28 protein-coding genes are annotated in these 24851 nt (G+C 36.5%); 7 read left to right on the forward strand and 21 right to left on the reverse strand.

Features of this window, described 5'->3' with window-relative positions:
- Positions 1 to 126 precede the first annotated feature (126 nt).
- Positions 127 to 903 (reverse strand): anti-sigma factor domain-containing protein, encoded by a 777-nt coding sequence (locus ACHABW_RS03580; protein ID WP_435754080.1) that lies wholly within the window; start codon positions 901 to 903, stop codon positions 127 to 129.
- Entirely contained in the window at positions 903 to 1646 is a 744-nt protein-coding gene (gene sigI, locus ACHABW_RS03585; protein WP_435754081.1) for an RNA polymerase sigma-I factor, read from the reverse strand. The genes ACHABW_RS03580 and sigI overlap by 1 nt, the downstream gene beginning before the upstream one ends.
- Positions 1647 to 2342: 696 nt before the next feature.
- On the opposite strand from sigI, the gene ACHABW_RS03590 reads away from it, so the two are divergent.
- Positions 2343 to 3311: a DUF2777 family protein gene (locus ACHABW_RS03590; protein ID WP_435754082.1), complete on the forward strand. Its 969-nt coding sequence runs from the start codon at positions 2343 to 2345 to the stop codon at positions 3309 to 3311.
- Between the two features lie 141 nt (positions 3312 to 3452).
- Here the strand turns inward: ACHABW_RS03590 and ACHABW_RS03595 are convergent, their stop codons facing one another.
- The 3 genes from ACHABW_RS03595 to ACHABW_RS03605 are packed head-to-tail and all read right to left on the reverse strand — an operon-like array spanning position 3453 to position 5753.
- Complete coding sequence (locus ACHABW_RS03595; protein ID WP_435754083.1) at positions 3453 to 5045, reverse strand: PH domain-containing protein; 1593 nt, start codon at positions 5043 to 5045, stop codon at positions 3453 to 3455.
- Positions 5038 to 5517: a PH domain-containing protein gene (locus ACHABW_RS03600; protein ID WP_435754084.1), complete on the reverse strand. Its 480-nt coding sequence runs from the start codon at positions 5515 to 5517 to the stop codon at positions 5038 to 5040. Before ACHABW_RS03600 ends, ACHABW_RS03595 begins: the two co-directional genes overlap by 8 nt.
- A 23-nt stretch (positions 5518 to 5540) precedes the next feature.
- Positions 5541 to 5753, reverse strand: a complete 213-nt coding sequence (locus ACHABW_RS03605) for a hypothetical protein (protein ID WP_435754085.1) — start codon at positions 5751 to 5753, stop codon at positions 5541 to 5543.
- 477 nt (positions 5754 to 6230) lie between these two features.
- On the opposite strand from ACHABW_RS03605, the gene ACHABW_RS03610 reads away from it, so the two are divergent.
- Positions 6231 to 7088, forward strand: coding sequence for a dimethylarginine dimethylaminohydrolase family protein (locus ACHABW_RS03610; protein ID WP_435754086.1), 858 nt, complete (start codon positions 6231 to 6233; stop codon positions 7086 to 7088).
- Positions 7089 to 7288: 200 nt separating this feature from the next.
- Here ACHABW_RS03610 and ACHABW_RS03615 read toward each other — a convergent pair whose 3' ends face one another.
- Positions 7289 to 8410 carry a conserved virulence factor C family protein gene (locus tag ACHABW_RS03615; protein ID WP_435754087.1) on the reverse strand — a complete coding sequence of 374 codons (1122 nt, stop codon included), beginning with the start codon at positions 8408 to 8410 and terminating at the stop codon, positions 7289 to 7291.
- A 144-nt stretch (positions 8411 to 8554) separates the two neighbouring features.
- Here ACHABW_RS03615 and ACHABW_RS03620 point away from each other — a divergent pair, with 144 nt between their 5' ends.
- Positions 8555 to 9286 (forward strand): metallophosphoesterase family protein, encoded by a 732-nt coding sequence (locus ACHABW_RS03620; protein WP_435754088.1) that lies wholly within the window; start codon positions 8555 to 8557, stop codon positions 9284 to 9286.
- An 83-nt stretch (positions 9287 to 9369) separates the two neighbouring features.
- Here ACHABW_RS03620 and ACHABW_RS03625 read toward each other — a convergent pair whose 3' ends face one another.
- The 5 genes from ACHABW_RS03625 to ACHABW_RS03645 form a co-directional block, all read right to left on the reverse strand.
- Entirely contained in the window at positions 9370 to 9792 is a 423-nt protein-coding gene (locus ACHABW_RS03625) for a TlpA disulfide reductase family protein (RefSeq protein WP_435754089.1), read from the reverse strand.
- The gene (locus ACHABW_RS03630) at positions 9789 to 10124 is read right to left on the reverse strand and encodes a thioredoxin family protein (RefSeq protein ID WP_183041036.1); all 336 of its coding nucleotides are present in this window, start codon (positions 10122 to 10124) and stop codon (positions 9789 to 9791) included. The genes ACHABW_RS03625 and ACHABW_RS03630 overlap by 4 nt, the downstream gene beginning before the upstream one ends.
- 120 nt (positions 10125 to 10244) lie before the next feature.
- A complete protein-coding gene (locus tag ACHABW_RS03635) occupies positions 10245 to 10859 on the reverse strand; it encodes a cyclase family protein (protein ID WP_435754090.1) in 615 nt (204 codons plus the stop codon).
- A gap of 210 nt (positions 10860 to 11069) precedes the next feature.
- The gene (locus ACHABW_RS03640) at positions 11070 to 11264 is read right to left on the reverse strand and encodes a hypothetical protein (RefSeq protein WP_110935297.1); all 195 of its coding nucleotides are present in this window, start codon (positions 11262 to 11264) and stop codon (positions 11070 to 11072) included.
- A gap of 58 nt (positions 11265 to 11322) precedes the next feature.
- On the reverse strand, positions 11323 to 11898 hold the full coding sequence (locus tag ACHABW_RS03645; protein ID WP_435754091.1) for a cysteine hydrolase family protein: 576 nt from the start codon (positions 11896 to 11898) through the stop codon (positions 11323 to 11325).
- Positions 11899 to 12068: 170 nt separating this feature from the next.
- Between ACHABW_RS03645 and cbpA the strand changes: the two genes are divergently transcribed.
- A complete protein-coding gene (cbpA, locus tag ACHABW_RS03650; protein WP_435754146.1) occupies positions 12069 to 12677 on the forward strand; it encodes a cyclic di-AMP binding protein CbpA in 609 nt (202 codons plus the stop codon).
- A gap of 66 nt (positions 12678 to 12743) precedes the next feature.
- Here cbpA and ACHABW_RS03655 read toward each other — a convergent pair whose 3' ends face one another.
- The 3 genes from ACHABW_RS03655 to ACHABW_RS03665 form a co-directional block, all read right to left on the reverse strand.
- On the reverse strand, positions 12744 to 13193 hold the full coding sequence (locus tag ACHABW_RS03655; RefSeq protein WP_435754092.1) for a TcaA NTF2-like domain-containing protein: 450 nt from the start codon (positions 13191 to 13193) through the stop codon (positions 12744 to 12746).
- Between the two features lie 179 nt (positions 13194 to 13372).
- Positions 13373 to 13744 carry a YppE family protein gene (locus ACHABW_RS03660; RefSeq protein ID WP_435754093.1) on the reverse strand — a complete coding sequence of 124 codons (372 nt, stop codon included), beginning with the start codon at positions 13742 to 13744 and terminating at the stop codon, positions 13373 to 13375.
- A 41-nt stretch (positions 13745 to 13785) separates the two neighbouring features.
- Positions 13786 to 14355 (reverse strand): helix-turn-helix domain-containing protein, encoded by a 570-nt coding sequence (locus tag ACHABW_RS03665; protein ID WP_435754094.1) that lies wholly within the window; start codon positions 14353 to 14355, stop codon positions 13786 to 13788.
- A gap of 130 nt (positions 14356 to 14485) precedes the next feature.
- Here ACHABW_RS03665 and ACHABW_RS03670 point away from each other — a divergent pair, with 130 nt between their 5' ends.
- Positions 14486 to 14611 (forward strand): hypothetical protein, encoded by a 126-nt coding sequence (locus tag ACHABW_RS03670; protein ID WP_259457908.1) that lies wholly within the window; start codon positions 14486 to 14488, stop codon positions 14609 to 14611.
- A 34-nt stretch (positions 14612 to 14645) separates the two neighbouring features.
- Here ACHABW_RS03670 and ACHABW_RS03675 read toward each other — a convergent pair whose 3' ends face one another.
- The gene (locus tag ACHABW_RS03675) at positions 14646 to 15602 is read right to left on the reverse strand and encodes a DUF2515 family protein (RefSeq protein ID WP_435754095.1); all 957 of its coding nucleotides are present in this window, start codon (positions 15600 to 15602) and stop codon (positions 14646 to 14648) included.
- A 244-nt stretch (positions 15603 to 15846) separates the two neighbouring features.
- On the opposite strand from ACHABW_RS03675, the gene recU reads away from it, so the two are divergent.
- Positions 15847 to 16458, forward strand: coding sequence for a Holliday junction resolvase RecU (gene recU, locus ACHABW_RS03680; protein ID WP_435754096.1), 612 nt, complete (start codon positions 15847 to 15849; stop codon positions 16456 to 16458).
- Between the two features lie 42 nt (positions 16459 to 16500).
- On the forward strand, positions 16501 to 19200 hold the full coding sequence (locus ACHABW_RS03685) for a PBP1A family penicillin-binding protein (RefSeq protein ID WP_435754097.1): 2700 nt from the start codon (positions 16501 to 16503) through the stop codon (positions 19198 to 19200).
- 82 nt (positions 19201 to 19282) lie between these two features.
- Here ACHABW_RS03685 and nth read toward each other — a convergent pair whose 3' ends face one another.
- The 6 genes from nth to ACHABW_RS03715 form a co-directional block, all read right to left on the reverse strand.
- The gene (nth, locus tag ACHABW_RS03690) at positions 19283 to 19948 is read right to left on the reverse strand and encodes an endonuclease III (protein ID WP_110935288.1); all 666 of its coding nucleotides are present in this window, start codon (positions 19946 to 19948) and stop codon (positions 19283 to 19285) included.
- Positions 19949 to 19953: 5 nt separating this feature from the next.
- On the reverse strand, positions 19954 to 20679 hold the full coding sequence (locus ACHABW_RS03695) for a DnaD domain protein (RefSeq protein ID WP_435754098.1): 726 nt from the start codon (positions 20677 to 20679) through the stop codon (positions 19954 to 19956).
- A gap of 575 nt (positions 20680 to 21254) precedes the next feature.
- Positions 21255 to 22544 (reverse strand): asparagine--tRNA ligase, encoded by a 1290-nt coding sequence (gene asnS / locus ACHABW_RS03700; protein WP_435754099.1) that lies wholly within the window; start codon positions 22542 to 22544, stop codon positions 21255 to 21257.
- A 226-nt stretch (positions 22545 to 22770) separates the two neighbouring features.
- On the reverse strand, positions 22771 to 23955 hold the full coding sequence (locus ACHABW_RS03705) for a pyridoxal phosphate-dependent aminotransferase (RefSeq protein WP_435754100.1): 1185 nt from the start codon (positions 23953 to 23955) through the stop codon (positions 22771 to 22773).
- A 122-nt stretch (positions 23956 to 24077) separates the two neighbouring features.
- Positions 24078 to 24590 (reverse strand): DUF5590 domain-containing protein, encoded by a 513-nt coding sequence (locus ACHABW_RS03710; RefSeq protein WP_435754101.1) that lies wholly within the window; start codon positions 24588 to 24590, stop codon positions 24078 to 24080.
- Positions 24591 to 24600: 10 nt separating this feature from the next.
- Positions 24601 to 24774, reverse strand: coding sequence for a YpmA family protein (locus ACHABW_RS03715; RefSeq protein ID WP_110935283.1), 174 nt, complete (start codon positions 24772 to 24774; stop codon positions 24601 to 24603).
- Between the last annotated feature and the right edge of the window lie 77 nt (positions 24775 to 24851).

A 24851-nucleotide genomic window follows, 5' to 3' on the forward strand; every position in this document is an offset into this window, starting at 1 on the left:
CCACCACCTTTCGAGTAGCACTTACACGCACTAAGTAGGTGCTACTTAAGCCGGCGGAAGCTGACGCTGTATTTAATAAAAGACGGCTCTGCCTTTTTTCTTATATGATTAATTGATGTGGGTTTTTCAAGGACTTATGTTTTCGTTATGATCGGAAAGGAACACAAGCTCCTCTAGATTAGTCACGGACTTCCCAACTTCTTTTTCAATAGTTGAAATCGAGGTGTTTGTCATATTAGAAAAATCAATTTCGTCTTCATGCTGAGCGAGGAGCACATATTTAATAGGTGATATTGATAATTGCTTAGCCTGTTCACTAACCTCTGTTTCAACATAAATTGGATAGATTACAAAGCCATACTCATTCACTATTGAAGAAGACCAAGAATAAAAGTTCGTACCCCAGTTAGAGTTTTCATCAAAATCCACCGATGAACTAATAAAGATAGAATCAAGGGATTTAATAATTCCGAGTTTGATTCCCTCCTTCAATAGTAAAGTAGTTGCTCGACCTAAAGTTTTACCCTCTACCGACGAATCCATCGAATTTACTAATTCTTCGCCTGTTTTATTATATCCGTTCATAGATAGAACCTCATAATTACGATCAACTGCTAACTCAATAGTGGAATTGAGGTCGAGTGAGACAACTCCGTAAGCCTTATTTGATTCAAACCAATTAGGGATAGGAAATGTAATTAAAAAAACTAGTAGAAAAACAAATGGTACACTGTATAGTTTTTGATTAAAGAAATGAGGAAAACTGTAGAGAGGAATTTTTGAATACAACACTTCTTCCCCAATATCGGCACCGAAGTTTAATTCAGCACGGATAAACTCCCCATCTTTCGTCAAGACGATCATATAGCGTTTAGTGATCTCCATGACGACCCCTCTTTGCATCAAAACCACTCCTTTAAATAATCTTTCAAATAATAATAATCTTCGTTAAATACAATAACCATCGCAATAATATATTTACGATTTCGCTCGATGGTTTTTCGACTCATTGAAATATGTGCCATGAGTTGATTCACCGGCAATCTCTTCTTCACTAAAAGTGTGTGGAGTATATCATCATGCTTCATGATAATTCTCGAAATTTCGATCATATTTATTCTAGCATCATAATGTTTAGGACACTGATTGGCAACCTCTGTTAATTTGATTCCAAATGATTGAAGTCTGTCTTGAAAATGTAAAATTTCCTCTTGACGGCATTCTTTTTCAAGTTTTGTGTGGTAGGTTTGAAAAGAAGCTGCTACTTCTGCAAGGTTCTCCATGTTTTCTTTCTCTTCATCTTTATAGTCAAACGACAAAGGTGTTCTCCTTCGCTGCTCCATTCGAATATAGTCAATTACCCTCCTTCGAATGACAAGGTTAGCAAATGATAAAAATGAACTTCCTTTATTAGATGAATAGTGATGAATTGCTTCACTAAAGGCAATCATAGCAATACTAAATTCATCATCTCTTGATGGATTAATGTACCTTTTGCATACTCCCGCAGTTACTTTTTTAATAAAAGGTATATATTTATTTATAAAATAATTTTCAATATCCTGATTGCCCATTTGAATGGATAAAACAGTCTGCTCTATTTCTTCAGTTTGATTTGATTTTACTATTAGATTTTTCAGCACCATAAAACACCTCGCTATGTGTGCAGTATATTTGTTCGAGTGCCCCTTAACTTTTAAGGGGGGTCATTAAATCAGCATAAACACTTTTTCGGTTTATAGCAGGAGACATTGTCCCTAAATATGGATTACATTTAGATGTTAGAAGCTTTACAAAGTTATGACGGTTTGCAACAATTCCAAGTGGGATATATTGTAATAAGTGTACAAAGCCTTGTCTTAAAAGGTCTGCATCATGCTGCTACATTTTTTATGAGTAACTTGTAATGAAATCCACAAGTAAAAGGTCCGGGTCTTTTGAATCATTAAATTTCCGGCGAATAAATCTTCACCTCGCAAAAAGGAGAAATTTATCAAAAAAGCTCATGTGAAAGCGAAATAAATTTAACGTAAATTTGCTGTACGTTATACATTTTATTGCGTGTATTTATTCGAAACACTTTTGTTTTGAAAGAGAAACTTAAGGAAGCGAAATGCGGCGACTCCATCATTTAAAGCAACGGTATAAGCAGAGCCCGCAGAACGGTGCCTTATTAATTGCTGTTTAGTTACCTAATAGCCATTATTTATCCACTTATGTTGATAAAACTCTTTGTTGTTAGTTAACAAATCATGATAGAATAATAAGAAAGATATAGAGGAATATGAGAGTGATAGCTAGTCTTTGTCTGACAAAAAGAATGATTGAAGTGAGGTTTGATTATGAATCGACAACAAGGTAAAAAATATATTGGGAAACAGGTTAAGGTTAAGACACGTGATCATGGTCAATATGTTGGTGTGCTTCAAAAAATTATAGCTCCCCCCAACACACCATGGAAAGGACTTGTCACTATTGTTGGGGTATTCGAATACCCTACTCTTGAAATAAATGGCGAGGAAGTAGAGCCGTTGATCCATGCATACAATCAAGAGATTGAATTCACAGGACAACAGCTAGAAGCCCTAATTGAACCTTTTAAACTATCGTACGAAGCTTCCATTGCGCATGCATTGAAGAACAGATGGACCCAAATTCAAGATGAAATTGATCAATCGGACAGAACATTATCAAGAATTCAACAAGAGCTCAGAAAATTAAAATCAGAACACCTAATTTTTGAGGATGTTTATGTTTACTATCACATTGTCAAAAAGGGAAGAAAGCTATTCATCTATGATGAGAAAAAAAAGGAATCACTCAGTCTTGATGGATGCCCTTTTGAATTCGAAATCAAAACAGAAGGGCAGTGGAAAGCTGCTCTATACGTGAAAGGCCTATTATTTGAAACTACTGATAATGAAGAAGTTGAATTAAGTCATGGATCGGTCATTCGCTTAAATAAAGCGCAATTTGATCCTTATCGTATTTTGGTTAATGAACTGGAGAGTCCTTCATTACTAGCACTTGAAAGAGGATTAGAGAAGCTTGGGATTGGCCATGAACATTCTGTATATTGTCATAACTCCTTACTTATCCAGTTATTGGATACATTTAAAAAACAATCTCTGGAGGGTGTTAATTTTCTTTCCTATGCTAATAACGATACCCAGTTCGTTGTTCAGCATCACTACGAAAGGGAAATAAAAGATGATGACTCACCAGATGTTACCTTTGACCGATTTGAGTTTACTTCTGATAAAGGGGAACGTGTCCTAACGACCTATGCCACTCAGTTTTCAAACGATTAATGGATAAGACTAATCTGTTGTTGATGGAAAGTAGCTTTAAAGCGAAATAGAGTTGTTCTTGCATGACAGATCTCTGTTTAAGAGGCTGAAGACAGCGGCGAATTCGAATACCTTTTAAAAAAAAGACGTCAACCATACCTATTAGAGGTCGGTTGATGTCTTTTTATCTGCTGATGGTAAAAATTCTTCCTGATAGGAATACCACATATGCCCTTTTTCAATTTGAGACAAGCTTATATGTCTTAATGAAAATGTTTTACCCATCATTGATGTTAGTACAGAGACATGAATCGTATATAATTGATCTAATTTTTGGAGAACATTTTGAGTAGACTCCATGTCCTGAATTCTTTTTCTTGGTATAAAAACCTCTGTTTTTGATATGACTCTGCTTTTTATACACAGAAATTCTTTATGCTGTGAGATACCAGCTGACTTATATTGAAAATAACCAATAACTGCCCCTACAATAGGAAGAACAAATGCAATCCAACCATATGGTAAAAAATATGTCGCTACACCTGCAACTACTACTGGCGGAACGATAAGCTTAATCATGTATCTTCGTAAACTTTCCTTAGGTATTCCTTCATAGGTAGGTGTAAATGCAAAATCCGGGATTATTTGATTTAAAATCTCAGGTACATCCATCCTCTTGCATAAAGGAATTAAGACGGTTGAGAGGTCTTCTTCCTTCGTACCACCACCAGCACTCTCCACATACACGGAAACATATCGGAACAGCTGTCTTAGAGGCGACTGAACAATTCTCACCGCAGTTATTCTACTCGCATTTAGAGTCAGTTGACGCTGATCAATGACGCCGCGAGATATATGAATCTCGTCTTTGATTTTCGTTAACTTAAATAAACCGTATTTAAGCAATGTCCCAACTAATGTGAACAACCAAGCAGTTAGAAGTACAAATACAATAGTTCCGCCTATAAGTAGGACACTTGACTCTAAAAACCACCCGATAACCGATTCAAAAAGCCAATCAGGTAAAAACTGAGGAGCTTGCGACATTATTGCAGCAATAAATGTGGCTGCAATCCCAACTCCACTAGAAGTCAATGCAGCAACGAAAAGACGGCGATTACCTAATTCCCATTGATATTCAGGCTTTTTTTCCTCCTCTTCCTCCTTGTCCTCAGAAACCTCTTCTAGCTGATATTCTTTCGTTTCTGTTACATCAGAGTAATAGAACTCTTCTTCCTCTTCCTTAGGTAGCTTTTCATTAAAATCTTCATTATTTACCGATTGTTCATCATATTCTAATTTGGTTTTCATTTTATACTTTTTTAACAACTGTTTCTTTATTTGTTCTGCCTCTTCTTTTCTCAAAGCAACAATTCGAAACTCTGGCTCATTTCCACCTCCAGCAGTTTCAATTCTTACTTCGACTAAACCGAACAGTCGTTGTAATAATTTAGCATTGATATCAATGCTTTGTATACGGTCCTTCCGAATAAATCTGTTTTTCCTGAAAATAAGTCCTTGTTTAATTTGCAGTTCATCTTGTCTCAATATATATTTGAATTTCCACCAACCAATAAAGCCACTTCCTATCGAAAATAACAGAATAGCACCGAAGAAAATTAAATAGTAAAAAGAACCCGTTATTTGCGATTGACCAAAAATAAAAATCGCGATAAACGTAATAATCATCTGTTTAACATTATTAATAAAACTAATAAATATGGAGGCTGGATGTTGCCGTTTCCAATCATTCATTAGGATCAGCTTCCCTTGCTAACTGCGCAATATGATCTCTCAATGTTCCTGCTTTTTCAAGAGAAAGCCCAGGTATTTCATGTGTCGTAGCGGCAGTTGAGATAGTTACACTTGCAAGTTTATAATAACGCATAATTGGTCCTTGACGTGTATCTACATGTTGGACACGAATCATTGGAATAATTACTCTTCTTACAACGAAAACCCCGTGCATTAATTCCACTTCATTATCGTAAATTTTATATCGCCATCTGCTCCATTGAAGCTTTTGTATGAAAAAAATATTAATTAGTGCAAAAATGATTGCTACGAAAATAAGTGCGTAAAAAATCCAATCGGGGAACTCCCAAAATTTTAAAGCTCCCCGATAAGCTGCCGGAAACACAAAGTAAAGGATAGAACCTATTGCCGCTGCAATTTTCCAGACAGTTAACGTCCTTTCATCTAATGCTTGATCTGGTGTTGGTCTCATTATTTACTCCTTTATGTAAGTACTTATTCCTCGTCTTCGGTTACGTAAATGATTTCTACTCCTTGTGAGGATAAATAGTTTAGTACTGCTTCATTTAAGGTATCGTCTCGAAGTAATCCTAAGGAAGGTGCTAATTCTAATTCTGTAAGGTATCCTGCTTCGGCTTCTTCAATTAAGTCTATTACTTCTGTCAATTTTTTATCTTCCAGTTCAGCTACTAATTTATCTCGTGTCATGTGTATTCCTCCATTTTTTTTTGTATATTACAGCTATTTTTATGCTACCACATACTACCTTTACTTTCCAGATTATTAGTTGATGGCAAAAACGCGTAGCGTCTTTTGGTAAATACAGCGTGATCTTTAAAGCCACTCCGAGTAGCACCTACGTAGTGCGTGAAGGTGCTACTCGAAAGGAGGCGAACTTCCCTTTATGCGCGTGGCGTAAAGATAGCTGTCAAATTCTTATAAGAAAAACGCGTAGCGTCTTTTTTCTTATTTTGTAGCTTTATTATCACTGAAGTCTGTTCCGAAACAATTACCGCCCGCTTTCCGTGAATGATCGGCGAGTCTCCAGAGACTATACTTCCTTTTAAGGAAAGCGACTTTGTGTGTGAAATTCAATTATCCCCGCAAAATTGTTTTAATATTACTCATAAAGATGTTCAAACAAGAAATACTAAGTGAAATTAGAAATTCAATTGGAGGTTTACTATGTCATTATTATCAAATAAAACTGTGAAGTCATACTGCCGTACTGAATATGACAAGCTACAGCATGTGGTTCTTTGTGAACCAAAACATATGACCATCAAATCGCTAATTAACGAAACCCAAAAGCATTTTAAAGATGAAGGATTACACATAGAAAAAGCAATGGAACAACATCAAAACCTTGTGGAAACGTTAAGAAGGCATGACGTCCAAGTCACACTTCTCCCTGAGATGGAGGAATTTCCTGAACAAGTGTTTACACGGGATATCGGCTTTACTTTAGGTCAAACAACGTTTGTTGCAGATATGGCTCATTCTCCTCGAATTGGAGAAGAAAATGTCTTGAAAACGTGGCTGGAACAAAACGGCATCTCCTACTATAACTTAATAGGTGACATGATTGAAGGCGGCGACGTCATCATTAATGGCCATCAATTATTTATTGGATTAAGCGATCGGACGAACCAAAATGCAATTAACCATATGCAAAAGATATTACATGAGTATGAGGTAATCACTGTTCCATTTTTGGAAAAATATCTTCATCTAGATTGTGTATTTAATATTATTTCCGAAAAAGAAGCGTTGATTTATTCTAATGCCTTTAGTAATAAAGAGAAGAAAATACTAGCTAGTCACTTTGAACTTATTGAAGTAAATGAGGAAGAGCAATTCACTCTTGGAACAAACGTTCTGTCCATAGGTAATAAAAAAATTCTTAGTTTACCAATTAACAGAGAAGTGAACCAGCAACTTCGTATCCGGGGATATGAGGTTCTGGAAGTTGATATTACCGAAATTATCAAATCCGGCGGGTCTTTTCGATGCAGTACGATGCCTCTAGTACGTGATAAATAAGAAAAACGCAAAGCGTCTTTTATTAAATACAGCGTGATCTTTCACCGGCCCCCGAGTAGCACCTACGTAGTTCGTGTAAGTGCTACTCGAGAGGAGGTGGGTTTCCTTTAATACTTGCGCTGTGAAGGTAGCTACTTCTTTAATAAATTATCTTAAAAAGAAGGATGTCTCAAGCTATGACAACTGAGACATCCATTATTTTATTCGAAGGCTTCCGTCATCTGTTTCCAGACTGAACCTTTCGCCTCTTCGCCACCTTGAATTCTTTCCAATGCAATTTTCACTTGCATACTTACTTCAAACTCTGGATCTTCCTCTGCTTCCTTCAGAGCTGGAATGGCTGTTTCATCTCCTACTTCATATAAGAACATAGCTGCGCGCCATCGAACAAGTTTACTTTTATCTTGCAGCGATCTTATCATTGCCGGTATTCCAGCTTTACTTCCAATGTCCGACATCGCATCTCCTGCAGTTCTTCTAACGGTGACTGTTTTATCATTCAAGGCTTTTTCTAAATATGGGATAATTTTATCGTCTTCAATCATCCCTAAATAAACAGTTGCAAGCCTGCGGATCGATGGTTTTTCATCCTTCAAGGCTTTTTCTAAAACAGGTAAATCATCGATTTCAGGATTCATTTGTTCTAAAACAGCAAAACGCTTTTTCCAATCTTCATCATCCAGCATATCTTCCGTAACTTTTAACCATTCTTTTTTTGGTTTTTCAAGCGTAAGGCTATCTTTGGATTGCGTAGCAGTTTCGACTAAATCCTTCAATCTTGCCTCTGTAAACGTTGCCTGAAGTTCTTCTGCGACTTCATTCCCTACGTCTTTTAAATCTCCATATCTAGGTCGCTGTTCTTTCCACTTTCTCATGAGGATAACATTATCTTCTTCTAACGTTGCTTTACTAACAGAATCAACAAATCTTTCTGGCAACCCTACTCTTTCTTCATTTTCTCCATCAGATACTTTTACTTGCATAGGAATACCTTTAAATTCTTGAATACTCACCGTTACTTCACCGAAGTGCTCATCGATTTTAGTACCCTGCTCTTCCTCTGCCTCTTCCCCAAAAACTTGCCTTACTTTTGGCAAAATAACTTTCCAGTCAACTTTAGGGTTTCTCTCGACGGCAAGAAAATCTGCTACATGATAAACCCCTTTCACCCCTTCTACTTCAAATATTTCTTGAACAAAAGATGGTGAATCTTCTTTATTTTTTAATGTAAAATTATGTGCTGTACCATGAGGGAGAGATTCACTTAACGTAAACTTCATTGTGTTTGGACTCGGTGTTGGCTCTACTGAAATAACTCTCACGTTTGGATACCCCTTTCGTTTTGTTTATATTGTATTTATTATCGTATCATAAAGTCATCCTGAACCCAACGAGCGTGCCTATTTCACATATTCGCTCTTGTTTGTTAAAGTAGAGAAAAGAGATCATTAATAGGAGGTTTTCCAATGAAATTAGCTGTTATTTCAGATATTCACGGAAACGAACAAGCATTGAAATCTGTACTGGATGATGTATCCAAGGTCGGCGCTACCCATGTAGCCGTATTAGGTGATATCTCTTACCGTGGAGCAAAACCGAAAGAATGCTTGAATTTGGTTCGTGAGTTGCAGGCTAAAGTGATTAAAGGAAATGCCGATGAATGGATCGTCAGAGGCGTGCAACAAGGTGAGGTTCCCGACAAGGCATTATCATTAATGCAAACAGAACAGGCTTGGGCTAGAGAGCAACTAAGTGACGAAGACATTAACTACTTACATGAGCTTCCTACAACGTTGGAAATTCCATTATCAAACCAATCGCAATTATTTGCTTTTCATGCTACCCCAACTAGCATATTCGATGTAGTTTCTAACCAAGTTCCAAACGATGATTTAAAACCGTTTATTGATGCAAATCCACGTGCCAATTATTATGTGTATGGTCACATACATTTACCTTATATGAGGAGTTTTGAAGGAAAAAAAATACTTAATACCGGAAGTGTGGGTTTACCATTTGATGGGGATCCACGAGCTTCGTATCTTTTGTTTGAAAGAGCCGAGAAAGACATTCAAGTCCAATTCCGAAGAGTTGGTTACGATATAGAGAAAGCTTGCCATGATTTAGATGAAGCGCACTATCCAGCCGCAGCGAGGGAATTAGTCAAAGGGATTTATAGAACAGCATTGAAACCTTGAACAGTTAGCACACTTACTAAAAGGAAAAACCTCTAGTCATAATTAGACTAGAGGTTTTTTTCGGATATTATTTTGAGAGTAATTTAATCTGCAATAACTTCTCCAATGGTTGTCAACATTTGCGGAAATGATGCTTTATCATTGAATCGAGATACAATTTCATGGTCTTTATCCAGCAAATATGTGGTAGGGACCGACATACATTGGTACTTGTCGTAAATTTTTGTCCCGTCATCCTTCGCTACTGGAAAAGTAAAATCATTTTCCTTGTAATACGTTTCTGCCGCTTGTTCTTTATGCTCTAATCCAGTGACATTAATCATTAACATATCGAACTTATCTGTTTGCATGGCTCGATAAAGCTTTTCTTTATTAGCAAGATCTCGTTGACTATCCGGAGACGAAGAAGTCCAAAATGTGATCATCAGTGCTTTTCCTTTATAATCTTCTAAGTCATGTACTTTATCTGTGTGCATGTCATTCAGTGTAAATGCAGGTGCGCTCATTGTACCTCTCCTTGTCTTGTTTTGTTATTTTCTTTTACCCATTCGAAAACCTTTGTAACAGATTCAAATGCATATAGTTTTTTCTCTGGTTTGTTTCCATTAAATAGTATTAAACATGGAACACTTTGAACTTCCCATTCATAGGCTTCCGTCTTAAGAAAATTCAAGTCAAATTCATAAACAAAATCTTCTCCTTCAACCTGTTCGACCATTTCAATAAACTTTCTCGCCATCAGGCAAGTCCCACACATCGGGGCATAGAAATAAACAAAGGTCCTTTGCTGCTTCTCAAATGTTTCAAGCAAATTATTTCTGGTTTCTTTTTTTATCATTTCTTTTCCCTCCGCTATTAAATATACTATAACATATCGTAAAAGGTGAGAAAAGCAAGCTAAGATGCAACAATATATTGTGTGCTTTTTCATGAATTTACTTTGACAAAAAGCAAGCCTTTAGATACTTGATAAAATAGCTCTAACAGGACAACCGTCCCCGCCTTTTAATTTCAAAGGAAGTGCTGTCAAGTGATAGAACCCCGGCTCCACTTGAAAAAGTTCTAGACCTTCTAAAATAAAGATGTTTGTTTCCTTAAAAGAATGATGCGCTTCTAAATTTTCACTATTTAACGGATCTACAGAAGCAGCATCCGTGCCGATGAGATGAACTCCCATTTCCTTTAAAAAAGGAGCCGCGTCTTTTGAAAACACGGGGAAATCCTGATAACTATGCCCCTCTTTTAATTGAGTAGTTTTAAAAAGGACCTTTTTAACTCCTTTAAAATTCAGAGATGTTAAATGATCTTTCGTTATCGTATGTACATTAAAAAGTTCTATTACGATACAGTTTCCACATAAAATATCGAGTGGGATTTCATCAATACCAATTCCATCTTGATCATAATGGTAAGGAGCATCTAGATGAGTTCCTGTATGAGTACTCATTTCTAGTTTACCGACATTGACCGCGTCTCCGTCTCGAATTGCCGCTAAAGATGTGTATGAGAAATGAATATCTCCCGGCCACACTTTCATACCATTTTCCATCGTTTTCGTTATATCTTTCAACATATATTCCACCACCTTTTTATCTTTTGCATTATTATATCATTTTACCTTTTCAGAAAAAAAAAATTCCCTCTGTGGGATAATAAAACCATAAGAAAAACGCTTGTAAATTTATACATAAAAAGGAGTTAAAAGGTAACAACAGAACCTTTTAACTCCTTTTTATGTAATAGTAACCCCGCGGTTGGTATCAAGGCACTTTCGTTTTTATTTCTATTTATTTCTTTCAAATTGTGTTTCTGACCATTCAAATAAATGTTCTGCTAATTCATCTACATCGCGGTCCAATGAATAACCAACTTTAAATTCTTTCTTTTCCATTTCATCCAGCCTGTGATAAGAGTTTTTAAGTTCTTGACTCTGATGAGCAAGTTCTTCTAACTTTTTTCGTACTGTTCGTAAATCCATGAATATCCCTCCTATTAAGTACATACCATTTACATACCCTTATAGAAGAAAAAACATGCTAGATTTTTTCATTTGACCATTTTTCTATGACAACCGCACCTAATGTCGCTTTAAAATGTTCCAACGCCCATTCGTGCCCTGTAGGATTAAAACTTTCCACGGCATCTCTGTGAATGATGATTGTAAAGCCTTTGTTATAAGCATCTACTGCTGTATGAAGAATACATATATCTGTACATACCCCAACCAGGTGAATCTCCTGAATTTGTCGTTCACGCAATTTGATTTCTAAATCTGTTCCGGCAAACGCACTATATCTCGTTTTGTCCATCCATTCATAGCTATGCTCACCTGAGTAGGTAATATCATCTACATACTGACCTAATTGACCATATAGCTTCCGTCCGGTTGTCCCTTTCACATTATGTGCAGGAAACAATTTCGTTTCTGGATGATAAGGATCTTTCTCTTCATGCGCGTCTACTGCAAATATAGTATAATTGTTAGATTCAATAAATTGTCGGGAAATTTCTGTGATTCGTCCTTCAATAGACTGTCCTCGTTCCCCGCAAGTTAGGTTTCCATCCTCAGCTACAAAATCGTTCGTATAATCAATGACAATAAGTGCTTTCATATTTTAAACACCTCTCTAGTTTTTCTATTAAGTAGTATATCATTTATTAAGAATCATCTATCTAATTATTCACTGTTTTTTAATGACTGCTTTTTTCTTAAGTTTTTTCATTTATAATAAAGTTATTCTTGTATAAGAAAGGAGAACTTCATGAAGATTAATATAATATTATCGATAAGAAAAATGTTCGTTTCTGCAGAGAATCCTTCACTATTAAGGAGGCCCTCGATGAATTGGAGGCAAGTGGCTATCGATGTATACCAGTTCTAGATGAGTTTTCCAGCAGTTTTAAAGGGAATATCTATTTACAAGACGTTTACCGAGCAATCGTAAAAGAAGCTGTTACGTGGGAAGATTCTATTATGACCCTTATTTCGGATGAAGATGTTTACATAGAAGAACAAGCATCCTTCTTTCGAGTATTCAGTAACATTAAAAAATATCCTTATTTAGCAGTGTTAGAATCAAACAACCATTTCACAGGTATTTTAACACACGCGAATGTCATGGAATTACTGGAGGATTCATGGGGAATTAAAACTGGGAGTTATACACTAACTGTGTCTACTCATGAGTACCAAGGTGCATTAAGTACGATGCTTACGAGCATGAAGAAGTTTACCAATATTCACAGTCTGATGACATTAGACAACGAAAGCACTTTCTTCCGCAGAATTATTGTGACTCTTCCTAAAGATACAACAAAAACTACCCTTGATAAACTGACAAACCACTTGGAATCCCAAGGCTTTCGAGTGTTTGATGTGGAAAAAATCTAGAAGTACAGAAGTCTTAAGAGGCCTTTATTGGCCAATTAAGACTTCATTTCCCTATACTGATAAAACTTATTCTTCGAGAGTTTCAATGGCAGTAATTCTATAACCGGAACTTCCTTCTGAAATATAATATTGTCTCAAACGAGTTTCTTCTTCTGAAGACCCTATTTTTTCAATCGCGATTGTTTCTGTCCATTGCACGCGATACTCATCATCATACTCACTTTCCTCAACAATGACATTTGAGAATCCAACAAAAGATTCAATCCTTCTTTCAGCAATTAAGTCTTGATGTTGTTTTCTTTCCATATGATATACATGAGTATTTGGTACAAAATGAGTTTCCATTAATGAGTATGTTTGTCCTTCCAGACTTTCTTCCCAAGTGTCCTTATATGACTCCATGAATTGAAGTAACTCTTGCTCCTTGTCCTGATCAGAGATTGGTTGCCAAATTTCTTCCTCCCCACACCCAAATAATAGGAATATCAATACGCTAAACATGACAACTTTTTTCAAAACTCTCGTTCCCTTCTGCACCTATCTATGTAAAATATTACTATACTCACGGTGGTAATTTAAGTCACACGAGTAAGGCAGTATCAACAGGCTCATTCCCAGTTTGATACTACCTTCTTAAAATTATGGACATAACTAACAAACCAACAATAGATAATAAAGTTCTCGCACCTTAAAAATTAATTAGTTTTGTCCGGAAAAGTGACTAAAGACAAAGTATATTCAATCGATTTATATCTTTCAATAAATCGCTTTTTTTTCGTGTCTTTTTGAAAACAATGAACAGATAGCACTTCAAAATTCTCAATCATTTGATCGATTTGCTGTTTATGAAGATAATCGGGCTTTTCCCAAGCCAGCCAAACAGATACCTTAGGTAACCAAATTTCTATGGAATCTTTTACTCTATCTGCAAATGGTTTAACTGTTTCAAAGAAATCCGCTTCTTTTCCCTTTTGAGAATATTCCTTGAAATATAAGAAAGCTTGCTCATTTAGTTCTAGTAATTGATTAGTTAATTTTTTTAATTCCATTAACTCTTTATCTGTCATACGCCTTCACCTCATGGTGATTGTACCAAACATACACCATTTTACAAACTAAAAATTCCTGATAACCTTCGCTTTTTCATAGGTTTATGTTCTGTATCCATGGAAATTGCCACTTCATGTTTTGAAATCAAAGCTTGTTCCATAGAAGTTAAACGTTCTGTAAGCTGTACCACTAAATCATTCAATTCATTGATTTCTTTTCTTTGTTGTAATACTTGATACTCAACTACTTCATCTGCTTTTGTTTGCAACTTGCGGTCTAGGTGATCCAATTGAATTCCAAGTCTTTCAAATCGTTCATCTAACTGATTTGCTGATACCATTCTGCCTTTAAGAATAGAAGGTTCAGATAGACTGGTATTTGTAAAAGATATGTCTCTTAATTTTTTACCTGTCTTTGTATCAAGATGTATATGCTTCAATTTTTGAAATGTTTTTTGATCCATTTCAAAATGTCCTTGTGACGTACTAGTATAAGGTAACTGAAAATACTTAACCCACCGTTGTACAGTAGAAGGATTCACTCCGAATTCTTCTGCAATCTCTTTTGTTTTCCACATTCTTTTTTCCATAGCTTTAAACGCCCCTTTCATTCTTATATCCCTTTTCATTCTCTTCGTTTTTTTAAATACCTGTATGCTTGACAAAACTAGTATGTTTTCGGCAAAGAAAGCTTTTTCCTCTATAATTTCCGTATGAAATTGAACCTAGTGCGCAAAATGAGAGAAAGGAGGTGCAAAGATGAGTAAAAAAGAAGTTGAACGAACGCAATCCAAGGGAAAACAACATGAAAAAGAACCTGAAGAAAGACCAACCAAAGGTCAAATTGACAAAAAACTTCGTGGTCCAGACCGGCCTTCAACTTAATACTTTATTCAAAATAAGGAAGATAAACTCTTCCTTATTTTTTATCGAAAAAGGAAGCAAATTTTCCTATCATAAATAAATGCTTTCTTTTACGTTCAAACCATTTAGTTAAATGATTATTTTTTGGTGGATGAACCTTTTTACTCAGCAGTATATTACTTTGATGGTAATGCTTTAAAGACCAGTCTTCCCTCACTTCATCGTGATGATAAATAATAGGAAACACACTTCTTAATGGCAATGAATGGTCATTCTGAAACATATGTATAGGAATATCGATAGACCGACAGCCTACATACGTTGAATTCTTATAATAAGAATAGATACTTTCCTTCGCATTTGATTCGAACAATATCCAAGATAATTTATAACCAATTTCCACTCTTTTGACGACTTTAGTAAAATGCGAAGAAGCTGCTCCATACAATTCTCCTTCTGAAGAAGGAAAAACAACGATATTATTATGATTAAAATCCTGCACTTTATAAAGAAATTGACCAAAAACCTTCTTTTTGAAAAACGGAGCTTTTAAAACAGGTTTTTCAATTGTATTTTGTTCATTTATAATTAAGGCTTTAAGAAGTCTTTCTTCATCTTTTTCTGACCAAAATATCCACCACTCATTAATCATCCATTTTGAAACATTCCAACGTTTTAGATGATCAAACAAACCAGAATTCGCTTCATGAGATAATTTGTATATTAGAAGTTGTGGATAGGCATCTGAAAATATCAACCAATTTGCACGTTCGTAAGTTGTAAATAATCTTCTTCTCCACTCATCATCCAACAATTGCACCATCGCATCATGTAAGAGATCAGACATTGACCAACCTGCATTTCTTGAAACCATGTTTGCGAGATAAGCCCATTTTATTTCTGGAACGTGATTGTAAAACTGTTGATAGGCAAGTGTTCGTGAAACATTATCAAGATTATTTTTCTGAAGCTCATATTTTATAAAATGATCTATTTTTTCTGCATTTTTCACTGGATTTCTTCAACCTCACATTTAGATGTTTTTCAAAGCAAGTCTATTTGTTAAGACTCTTAGTTTATCCGTGTTTATGCCAACTACTCCCTTGCAAATAGGGATAAAGTCCATTTTAAATCATTAAAAATGTGATAAGATATAATGATGATTTCTTTCCTGGTCTCATGAATAATCAGAAGTCATATAATATGCTTGTTTTTAATGTTCACACGCACTATTTAAGGCAAAGGAAGTTGGTAATATGACAATTCGATATCCTAACGGAAAAAAGTTTCAACAAAACCGAATCCTTTCTGTTAAAAAGAACGTCAATATAAAAGATGATCGTTTCAGCAATCGTGGGATGAGTTTAGAAGAAGATATAAATGAAACGAATGAATATTATCGAACCCACAACCTTGCTATTATTCATAAAAAACCAACACCACTTCAAATTGTTAATGTCAATTACCCAAAAAGGAGTGCTGCAGTTGTTACGGAGGCATATTTCAAAAAGCCATCCACAACCGACTATAACGGTGTTTATCAAGGTAAACACATAGATTTTGAAGCAAAGGAAACAAAAAATAAAACTAGTTTTCCTCTAAAGAACTTTCACGATCATCAAATACAGCATATGAAAGCTGTTATCAAACATGGAGGAATTACATTTGTTCTTCTCCGTTTTAGTGCCCTTGATGAAGTATATTTAATGAAAGCAGAGGATCTCATTTTTTATTATGATGGACAAGAACAAAACAGAAAGTCTATCACGAAGAAACAAATAGAAGCTTGTAGTTATCACATTCCTATCGGTTTCCATCCGAGAATTGATTACTTAAAAATAGTTGACAAGCTTCTTTCCACTGAGTGATTGAAGAATTTCTTTACCAGGTATATGAAAGGAAGATGAACTATGTCAGATGAGTCCTTATCTAGAAAAGACAGGAAAAAGCCTAAAGATAGTAAGAATAGTCATACAAATAAATCAAAAAACACATCTAAAAAAAGAGGAACATTAAAAAAGATCTTCGTTGCTCTAGTTGTGATGGCTGGTGTAATGATGATAGTAGGGGCTATTACAGTTTTTGCTATTTTCAGTAATGCACCTGAGTTAGACGAAGAACTTTTAACATTATCTCAAAATCCAGATATTATGGATATGAATGATGAAACAGTAACCAATCTGGAAGCTGCAGAAAACAGACAATCTGCCGACATAGAGGACATGCCTCCTGTTTTATTAGATGCCGTTATTTCTGTGGAAGACGTTCGTTTTTATGATCACTTCGGAGTGGACTTACGTCGCATTGGTGGAGCTGTATTGGCAAATATTACAGGTGGTTTCGGCAGTGAAGGCGCCAGCACGATCACACAACAGGTTGTCAAAAACCTATTTCTTGATTTTGACAAAACGATTACACGTAAATTACAAGAGCAATATTTAGCAGTGAAATTAGAACAGCAATTTACGAAGGATCAAATTCTTGAGATGTATTTAAATGCTATTTATTTCTCTGATTCAAGATATGGTGTTGTTGAAGCTGCAAATTATTACTTTAGTAAAGAGCTAGATGAATTAACGATAGAAGATGCGGCTCTTTTAGCTGGTATTCCACAGCGGCCAAATGCACATAATCCATTTAACAATCCGAGAGATGCAGAGAGTAGAAGAAATACAGTTATTAATCGCATGGAATCAAACAATAAAATTACAAGTGAACAAGCTGAAACAGCTAGAAACATACCAGTAGAAGAACAACTTAATCCTGGTGAAACTGCTGAACAACAAACAAATGAGTTCCAATCCTATATTGATCAAGTATTGAATGAAGTCGAAGATATTGAAGGTATCGAGGCAAGCGATATTTATACTAGTGGATTGAAAATTTATACAAATTTAGACCAGGATCTACAGCGTCATACGGAGCAGGTTCTGCAAAATGATGAAAACTTCCCGGATGATCAGTTTCAAGCAGGGATTACGCTGATGGAAACACAAACGGGTCAAGTTCGTGCGATTGGTGGAATGCGTCAACCTGCTGAAGCAGCACGCACAATGAGTATGGCAACAACCGAATATCAAACAGGTTCAACAATGAAACCTATTTTAGATTATGGACCAGCTATTGACCAACTAAAATGGTCAACGTTTCATCAAATTGTCGATGAGGAATACAGCTACTCCACAGGTGATCCAGTTAGAAACTTTAGCCGATCATTCCAAGGTTCCGTCTCTGTGCGCGAGGCACTAAAGCAATCAATCAATGTTCCAGCTGTCAAAACATTACATGAAGTTGGTCTTGATAATGCTCAGCAGTTCGGACAAAAGCTTGGAATTCCATTGGATGATATGTATGAGAGTTATGCACTGGGTGCAAATGAAGTTTCTTCTTTTCAACTCACAGGCGCCTATGCTGCTTTTGGTAATGAAGGCGAATATAATGAGCCACATACAGTTAGAAAAGTAGAATTTCCGGATGGTCGAGTGATTGATTTAGCACCTGAACCAGTGCAAGCAATGAATGATTACACAGCTTTCATGATTTCAGATATGTTAAAAGATGTCGTCCAATCAGGCACAGGTACAGCCGCACAAATATCCGGACTCCCTGTCGCTGGAAAAACAGGTTCTACTAACTTCACCCCTGAGCAAGTGGAGACCCATGATATACCTAGCTCAGCTATCAAGGATGCTTGGTTTGCCGGTTATACGACTGAGTTAGCGGCCGCAGTATGGACCGGGTACAAAAATCCAAGTGATGGTCAGATTATAATAAATAATAATGAACACCAGGTGTCGAGAGATATTTTCAAAGAAGTAATGAGCTATGCCCATCAAGATCGGGAAACTTCTGACTTTTCCCAACCAGACTCTGTTGTTGAAGTGGGTGTTGAAAGATCTACGGGATTGCTTCCTAGTTCTTACACTCCAGATAGCGAAATTGTTTACGAATATTTTGTTCGTGGAACAGAACCATCAAACGTCTCAGAGGAATTTGAAGTGGAAGAGGTTGAAGAAATAGACGAAGCCGTCAATATTTCAGGACTTCAAGCTACTTATGATCCGGAAGCCCATGCTATTTTTGTAGAATGGAGCTATCCTCAAGACTCACTTGAAGAATTTAGCTTTAGATTAGAGGTTAGAGCTGGTTCAGACAGTGACTATACAACGATTAGTGAATCGAAAGAGTTACAATACGTATTAGAGAATCCTGAATATGGAGAAACATACTCTTTCCAGGTAACTGCCGTTCATAATGAAGACAACGATATACAAAGTGATCCTGTTACCGTAGAAGTTGTCATTCCCGAAGAAGAGGAAGAGGAAGAACCAGAGGAAGAAGAACTGGAAGAAAATCCAGAGAATGAAGAGCCAATCGAAGAAGAACCAATTGAAGAAGAACCAACAGATGAAGAGATTGAAGAACCCGTCGAGGAAGTACCAGCGGACGGAGAAAATAACGGCGATAATCAAGAAGAACCACCACCTGCTGAGAATAATGGTGGGAATGGAAACCCTCCTGAAAATCCGGGTAACCAGGGGAATCCTGGAAATGAAGCTCCTGATCCTGAAGTAAATACGAGCAACACGGAAGAAGAACCAAACACCTAAAACTTGTTAAAAGCAAAAAGGAGACAAATGATCATTCTCATTTGCCTCCTTTTTTTTCGCTTATAGGGCGTTAATGAATTTCTTATCCTACTACTTCGATACCTTGCTTTTTCAAGCGTTTTTTTCCTTCACGGCAAAGTTCTACTAGTGGACATTCCAGGCACCTTGGAGATTGTGATTTACAATGATACCGACCAAAAAAGATTAATCGGTGATGTGTTGCTGACCACTCTTCTTTAGGTACTTTTTTCATTAATGTTTTTTCTACTTCCAGAACCGAGTCTTTCCACTTACAGATTCCTAATCGTTTGCTTACACGTTCAACATGAGTATCCACAGCTATAGCCGGTACATTGAATGCCACAGAGGCAACAACATTTGCGGTTTTTCTACCTACGCCAGCAAGCTTAATTAACTCGTCTCTATCCTTTGGAATTTCGCCATTATAATTCTCCATGACAGATTCAGAGAGCTTTTTAATATTTTTAGCCTTGCTCCGAAATAAGCCTATCGATTTAATATCATTTTCTAATTCTTCTAGTGGTACCTCTATATAATCTTCCGGTGACTTATATTTTTCAAACAAATTTGGGGTTACTTTATTTACTAAAACATCCGTCGCTTGGGCAGATAATACGACAGCTATTGTGAGTTCAAAAGGATTTGAATGAGTCAATTCACATTCTGCTTCCGGAAACATTGTATCCATCGTATGCAGAACATGCTCAATTTGCTTTTTAGTTAACATAGTTCTTAATTTTCCTCTCCTTCTAACCAGTTATAACCTGGGTGTTTCGATTTTCCACTAGTGGAACCTGCCGTTTGAAAAGATTTAGGTTTATCATGATGTTGTCTTATTTTTTCTCCATGTTTTTTTGCTTGCTCTACTGTTCTGATTCCGTTCTTTTTCCAGTCAAATAAAATGCGATCGATATAGCGAAAATTAAGACGTGAAGAAACGACTGATTCCCGCAAGGCTGCTTCAATAATATGTGGAGCATGTTGATCATCATCAATCCACATAGAAATCATTTCCATCTCCATTGGTGACAAAGGTCTGGCGAATTCTTCTTCAAAACGTTGAAAAATACGACCTTCCAAAGCTACTGTATCATTTCTTTCCTTTTTTACGTTTTTATTATTTAAAAATAAGTGCAATTTTTCAAATAAAGGGTCAATAGAAATCTTTTCCGATATTCTTTCATCCCCTTTTATTCCTTTCCCTTCAAGTATCTCAATAAATCGATTGGTTAAGAGTACTTTCAATTCTTGTGTACATTGCTGTTCAGGCATTGTCATTCGCTCAATCAATTCATTTGGTGTCGGAAATTCATTTCCCTCTGCATGGAATTGTTGAATATGCATAAGAATTAAAAATTGCTGATCGGTTAGTCCAATCTCTTTATAATGTTTAAAGAAAAGCCCTGAGATCGTAAAAGGCTTTTCTTTAAGTAATTGTAATGTTAGTTCGTTACTCATACTTGTCCACCTACCTCCCCTTTATTATATCATGAGACTATTCTTCAAATAGATGTTATTGATTGGAATCAATGAATAACCCACTAATTGAACTGGTATAAGAAAAACTGCATTGTAGTCAAAAAAAAACTTGTGTCTTTTTTTCTATTTTTTTGCTTTATTATCACGGAAGGTTGTTTGGAAGAATTACCGCTCGCTTTCCGTGGATGATCCGCGAGCCTCCTTGAGCAAACAAACGCTCTGCGAGGTCTCGCTTGGACCATTCTTCCACAGGAGTCTCGCGGATTCTTCCAAACAACAAATTTTAGAGAGACAGTTTAAAAGCGTTTTAAAAAGGCTTTCTACGTTGCCTTTCTTTTTTTGAAAAAATAACTCGAAGTAGCGAAGGCAGCTACTCCTGCGGGATAAGCAATAGCTGAAGACCCCGAGGGGTGAACTTTCCCAAGGAGGCTGAAGCATTGCCCGCGGAAAGCGTCCGCCTAGAGCGGATTCGAGCCCTTCTGATCAAGGAAATGAAACAACATGCTCTATAAAAAGACCCCTTAGCAATGTAAGAGGTCTTCTGGAAGCTTGTATTATGGGTACAACCGGTTTAACAAACGAGGGAATGGAATAGTTTCCCGAACATGCTCTGTTCCACTGAGCCAAGCTACAGTTCTTTCAAGCCCAAGACCGAATCCGGAATGAGGAACCGAACCATATTTCCTTAAGTCCATGTACCATTGATAAGCGTCTTCAGAAAGATTGTGCTCTTCATAGCGATCCTTTAATAACTTCTCATCATCAATTCGTTGGCTTCCACCGATTATTTCTCCGTAACCTTCAGGAGCGATTAAATCGGCACATAGAACAACATCATCGCGAGTTGGATGTGGTTTCATGTAAAATGCTTTTATATCTTTCGGATAATTTACAATGAATACAGGCATATCGTAATGTTCTGCAATAGCCGTTTCATGCGGAGCCCCAAAATCTTCTCCCCATTTGATATCGTATTCTCGTTCTTTTAAAAATTCAATGGCATCATCATAAGATATACGTGGGAAAGGAGCTTTGATTTTTTCAAGTTTAGAAGTATCTCTATCTAAAGCTTTCAACTCTAATTTACAATTAGATAAAACAGCTTGTACTACATAACTAACATAACTTTCCTGTAACACTAAACTTTCCTCGTGATCCATAAATGCCATTTCCGGCTCTATCATCCAAAATTCGATTAGATGTCTCCGGGTCTTCGATTTCTCTGCTCGGAAAGTTGGCCCAAAAGAGAATACTTTATTGAACGCCATAGCTGCAGCTTCCATGTACAACTGTCCGCTTTGGGACAAATAAGCGTCCTCATCAAAATATTTCGTATGAAACAAATTTGTTGTTCCTTCTGCTGAGCTACCTGTCAATATGGGCGGATCTACTTTAATAAAACCATTTTCATTAAAAAATTCATATGTAGAACGGATAATCTCATTTCTAATCTGCATGATAGCATGCTGTCGTTTAGACCGAAGCCATAAGTGGCGATGATCCATTAAGAACTCTGTACCATGCTCTTTAGGAGTAATTGGATAATCTTTCGCCTCATGAATAATTTCTATACTTTGAACGGATAGTTCATAGCCAGATGGTGCCCGCTCATCTTCCCGAACAACTCCGGTTACATATAAAGATGTTTCTTGAGTAAGATCCTTTGCTTGTTGAAATATTTTTTCTTCGACCTCTGCTTTAACCACCACTCCTTGGATAAAGCCTGTACCATCACGCAATTGTAAAAAAGCAATCTTTCCACTGGACCGTTTATTTGCTAACCATACACCCATCGTAATGGTTTGTTCTACATACTTACCTACTTCTGAAATCGTTGTTTTCACTATTCTACCTCCATAAATTTCCTTTTTATAAGATGAGCATTTTATTTTTCACTACATATTATACATTTATCTTAGGTTCTTTTGAATTCAATGTAGTTTTACTTTAGTAAAGAGGCACTCGATTCCTGCGTTTCAAGCCTTATCTCAAATAAACCGAACTGCGACGCAGAAGCACCTACGAAATATATGTAGGTGCTTCTGGTAAAGTATAATAAACTTCCCTCATCTAACCATTATACTTATCTACAAAACGACGAATACGTCCTAGTGCTTCTTCAAATTGATCAAGACTCGTTGCATAAGACAATCGAATGTTATCAGGAGAACCAAAACCGCTTCCCGGTACGACTGCTACTTTTTCTTCTTCCAGTAAAGCCGTTACCCACTCATCTGTTGAATGAAAAGGGCTCTTTTCCACGGCTTCTTTCACGTTAGGAAATAAATAGAATGCCCCTTGAGGTTTCACACACGAAAAGCCAGGAATACCATTTAATTGGTCATAAACTTTGTTTAAACGCTCTTCAAACGCATCTCTCATATTCCCAACGGAGCCATCGTCTTCCTGATAGGCAGCAATAGCGCCATATTGAGACATTACAGCCGGGTTTGATGTTGTGTGGCTTGCAACATTGGACATTTTGTTAATGATTTCTTTGTTTCCTGCTGTGTAACCTATTCTCCAACCCGTCATTGAATGTGACTTAGAGACTCCATTCACGATTACTGTTTGCTCTTTTAATGCATCAGATATTTGAGCAATAGAAACGTGACTTTCTCTGCCATATATTAGTTTTTCATAAATTTCATCGGAGACGATAAGAATATCATGCTCCAAACATACATCCCCAATTATTTTTAACTCTTCTTTGCTATACATAACGCCAGTAGGGTTACTAGGAGAATTAATTATAAATGCTTTTGTTTTATCTGTGATCACTTGTTCAATTTGTTCTTTCGTTACCTTGAAATTTTGCTCTTCTTTGCCTTCGATAAATACTGGAACTCCTCCAGCTACTTTTACTTGCTCAGGATAGCTAACCCAATAAGGTGAAGGAATAATTACTTCTTCCCCTTCTTGAAGGATTGTTTGGAATAACAACGACAAGGAATGCTTAGCGCCACTAGTCACAATTATTTCGTCAGCTGCATATTCTATTCCTTGATCTGCCTTGAATTTCTGCGCAATTGCTCCTTTTAAAGCAGGTAATCCAGCTGCCGGTGTGTACTTTGTATGTCCATCAAGCATGGATTGATAACTTGCCTCAATGATATATTGTGGCGTATTAAAGTCAGGTTCCCCCGCTCCTAAACCTATCACGTCATGCCCTTCTGCTTTTAACTGTTTTGCCTTTGCCGTAATTGCTAATGTAGATGATGGAGTTATAGATGTTACTCTAGAGGAAAATTCCATAGTTTATCTCTCCTTTTATATAATTAGCTTTGTTACTGAACCTTGTCAGTCGACAACTAACCTAAACCAACCATAAGTCTGTAACATCACTTGTTTGAAAATAAAGATTATGGTGATTACCATTAAAAATTATAATGTCGGATATACGTTCCATCTTCGAATGTAACATAATAAAAAGAATGGCGGTCCGTATCGTCCAAATAGTTCACTTCATAAACTGGTGTTGATCCAATCATTCCTAATCGTACGGATTTTAAACGTGACATAGATAGTTCTTCTTGAGAAAGGGAAGTTACTTCATCTTTTGTCAGTCCCTCAGTATGATCCCGAACTACAATAGTTGGCTCTACTTCGGATTCATTTGATTCATCCTCATCAGATTGATTTACTTCTTCTACCCATATGTACAACTCATTTCCTTCTGAATCGATAGCATCAACTACCTGATAGGACCTGCGACCATGATAATATTCTGCCTCTCTAACTTCTGCAATGTCTACCTGTTCTCCTGCTAATTGTATCGCTACATTTTCGCGAGCTTCCAACGGATCCGTTGTTACTTGATAGAGATAATAGCCAAAAGCTAAAAAGCCTACAATGATCATAATAGAGATCGACATTATCCAAGCTTTCATGCTTTATCCCTCACGTTTCGTAAATAGTAAATATCATTTTTTCTTTTTCATTATCATCGAGAGCGAGACCGAACATTAAATCTCTTTTTTTCAAGGTACGATTCAGTGTATCTACTACCTTATACAAATCGGTACACTTATCTATTTTTAATGTAGCGATCATCTCAATCTCCTTTTCACCCATCGTGATTCCTCCTAAAGATTTCTAAAACAATACCTCGTGCATACTTCATTATTTTATCATAGATCTTACGAGAATCG

The sequence above is a fragment of the Salipaludibacillus sp. CF4.18 genome (assembly GCF_051262595.1).
GTDB classification, from domain to species: domain Bacteria; phylum Bacillota; class Bacilli; order Bacillales; family Salisediminibacteriaceae; genus Salipaludibacillus; species Salipaludibacillus neizhouensis.

What these genes read in the sequence shown, in the direction of transcription:
- ACHABW_RS03620 (WP_435754088.1), top strand. Translation starts at nt 8,555, where the DNA reads ATGAAATTAGCTGTTATTTCAGATATTCACGGAAACGAACAAGCATTG.
- ACHABW_RS03580 (WP_435754080.1), bottom strand. Translation starts at nt 903, where the DNA reads ATGCAAAGAGGGGTCGTCATGGAGATCACTAAACGCTATATGATCGTC.
- ACHABW_RS03590 (WP_435754082.1), top strand. Translation starts at nt 2,343, where the DNA reads ATGAATCGACAACAAGGTAAAAAATATATTGGGAAACAGGTTAAGGTT.
- recU (WP_435754096.1), top strand. Translation starts at nt 15,847, where the DNA reads ATGACAATTCGATATCCTAACGGAAAAAAGTTTCAACAAAACCGAATC.
- ACHABW_RS03665 (WP_435754094.1), bottom strand. Translation starts at nt 14,355, where the DNA reads ATGAAAAGGGATATAAGAATGAAAGGGGCGTTTAAAGCTATGGAAAAA.
- ACHABW_RS03695 (WP_435754098.1), bottom strand. Translation starts at nt 20,679, where the DNA reads ATGAGTAACGAACTAACATTACAATTACTTAAAGAAAAGCCTTTTACG.
- nth (WP_110935288.1), bottom strand. Translation starts at nt 19,948, where the DNA reads ATGTTAACTAAAAAGCAAATTGAGCATGTTCTGCATACGATGGATACA.
- ACHABW_RS03610 (WP_435754086.1), top strand. Translation starts at nt 6,231, where the DNA reads ATGTCATTATTATCAAATAAAACTGTGAAGTCATACTGCCGTACTGAA.
- ACHABW_RS03660 (WP_435754093.1), bottom strand. Translation starts at nt 13,744, where the DNA reads ATGACAGATAAAGAGTTAATGGAATTAAAAAAATTAACTAATCAATTA.
- ACHABW_RS03605 (WP_435754085.1), bottom strand. Translation starts at nt 5,753, where the DNA reads ATGACACGAGATAAATTAGTAGCTGAACTGGAAGATAAAAAATTGACA.
- ACHABW_RS03710 (WP_435754101.1), bottom strand. Translation starts at nt 24,590, where the DNA reads ATGAAAGCTTGGATAATGTCGATCTCTATTATGATCATTGTAGGCTTT.
- ACHABW_RS03600 (WP_435754084.1), bottom strand. Translation starts at nt 5,517, where the DNA reads ATGAGACCAACACCAGATCAAGCATTAGATGAAAGGACGTTAACTGTC.
- sigI (WP_435754081.1), bottom strand. Translation starts at nt 1,646, where the DNA reads ATGGTGCTGAAAAATCTAATAGTAAAATCAAATCAAACTGAAGAAATA.
- ACHABW_RS03705 (WP_435754100.1), bottom strand. Translation starts at nt 23,955, where the DNA reads ATGGAATTTTCCTCTAGAGTAACATCTATAACTCCATCATCTACATTA.
- ACHABW_RS03715 (WP_110935283.1), bottom strand. Translation starts at nt 24,774, where the DNA reads ATGGGTGAAAAGGAGATTGAGATGATCGCTACATTAAAAATAGATAAG.
- ACHABW_RS03670 (WP_259457908.1), top strand. Translation starts at nt 14,486, where the DNA reads ATGAGTAAAAAAGAAGTTGAACGAACGCAATCCAAGGGAAAACAACAT.
- ACHABW_RS03625 (WP_435754089.1), bottom strand. Translation starts at nt 9,792, where the DNA reads ATGAGCGCACCTGCATTTACACTGAATGACATGCACACAGATAAAGTA.
- ACHABW_RS03645 (WP_435754091.1), bottom strand. Translation starts at nt 11,898, where the DNA reads ATGAAAGCACTTATTGTCATTGATTATACGAACGATTTTGTAGCTGAG.
- ACHABW_RS03635 (WP_435754090.1), bottom strand. Translation starts at nt 10,859, where the DNA reads ATGTTGAAAGATATAACGAAAACGATGGAAAATGGTATGAAAGTGTGG.
- ACHABW_RS03630 (WP_183041036.1), bottom strand. Translation starts at nt 10,124, where the DNA reads ATGATAAAAAAAGAAACCAGAAATAATTTGCTTGAAACATTTGAGAAG.
- ACHABW_RS03640 (WP_110935297.1), bottom strand. Translation starts at nt 11,264, where the DNA reads ATGGATTTACGAACAGTACGAAAAAAGTTAGAAGAACTTGCTCATCAG.
- ACHABW_RS03685 (WP_435754097.1), top strand. Translation starts at nt 16,501, where the DNA reads ATGTCAGATGAGTCCTTATCTAGAAAAGACAGGAAAAAGCCTAAAGAT.
- ACHABW_RS03595 (WP_435754083.1), bottom strand. Translation starts at nt 5,045, where the DNA reads ATGAATGATTGGAAACGGCAACATCCAGCCTCCATATTTATTAGTTTT.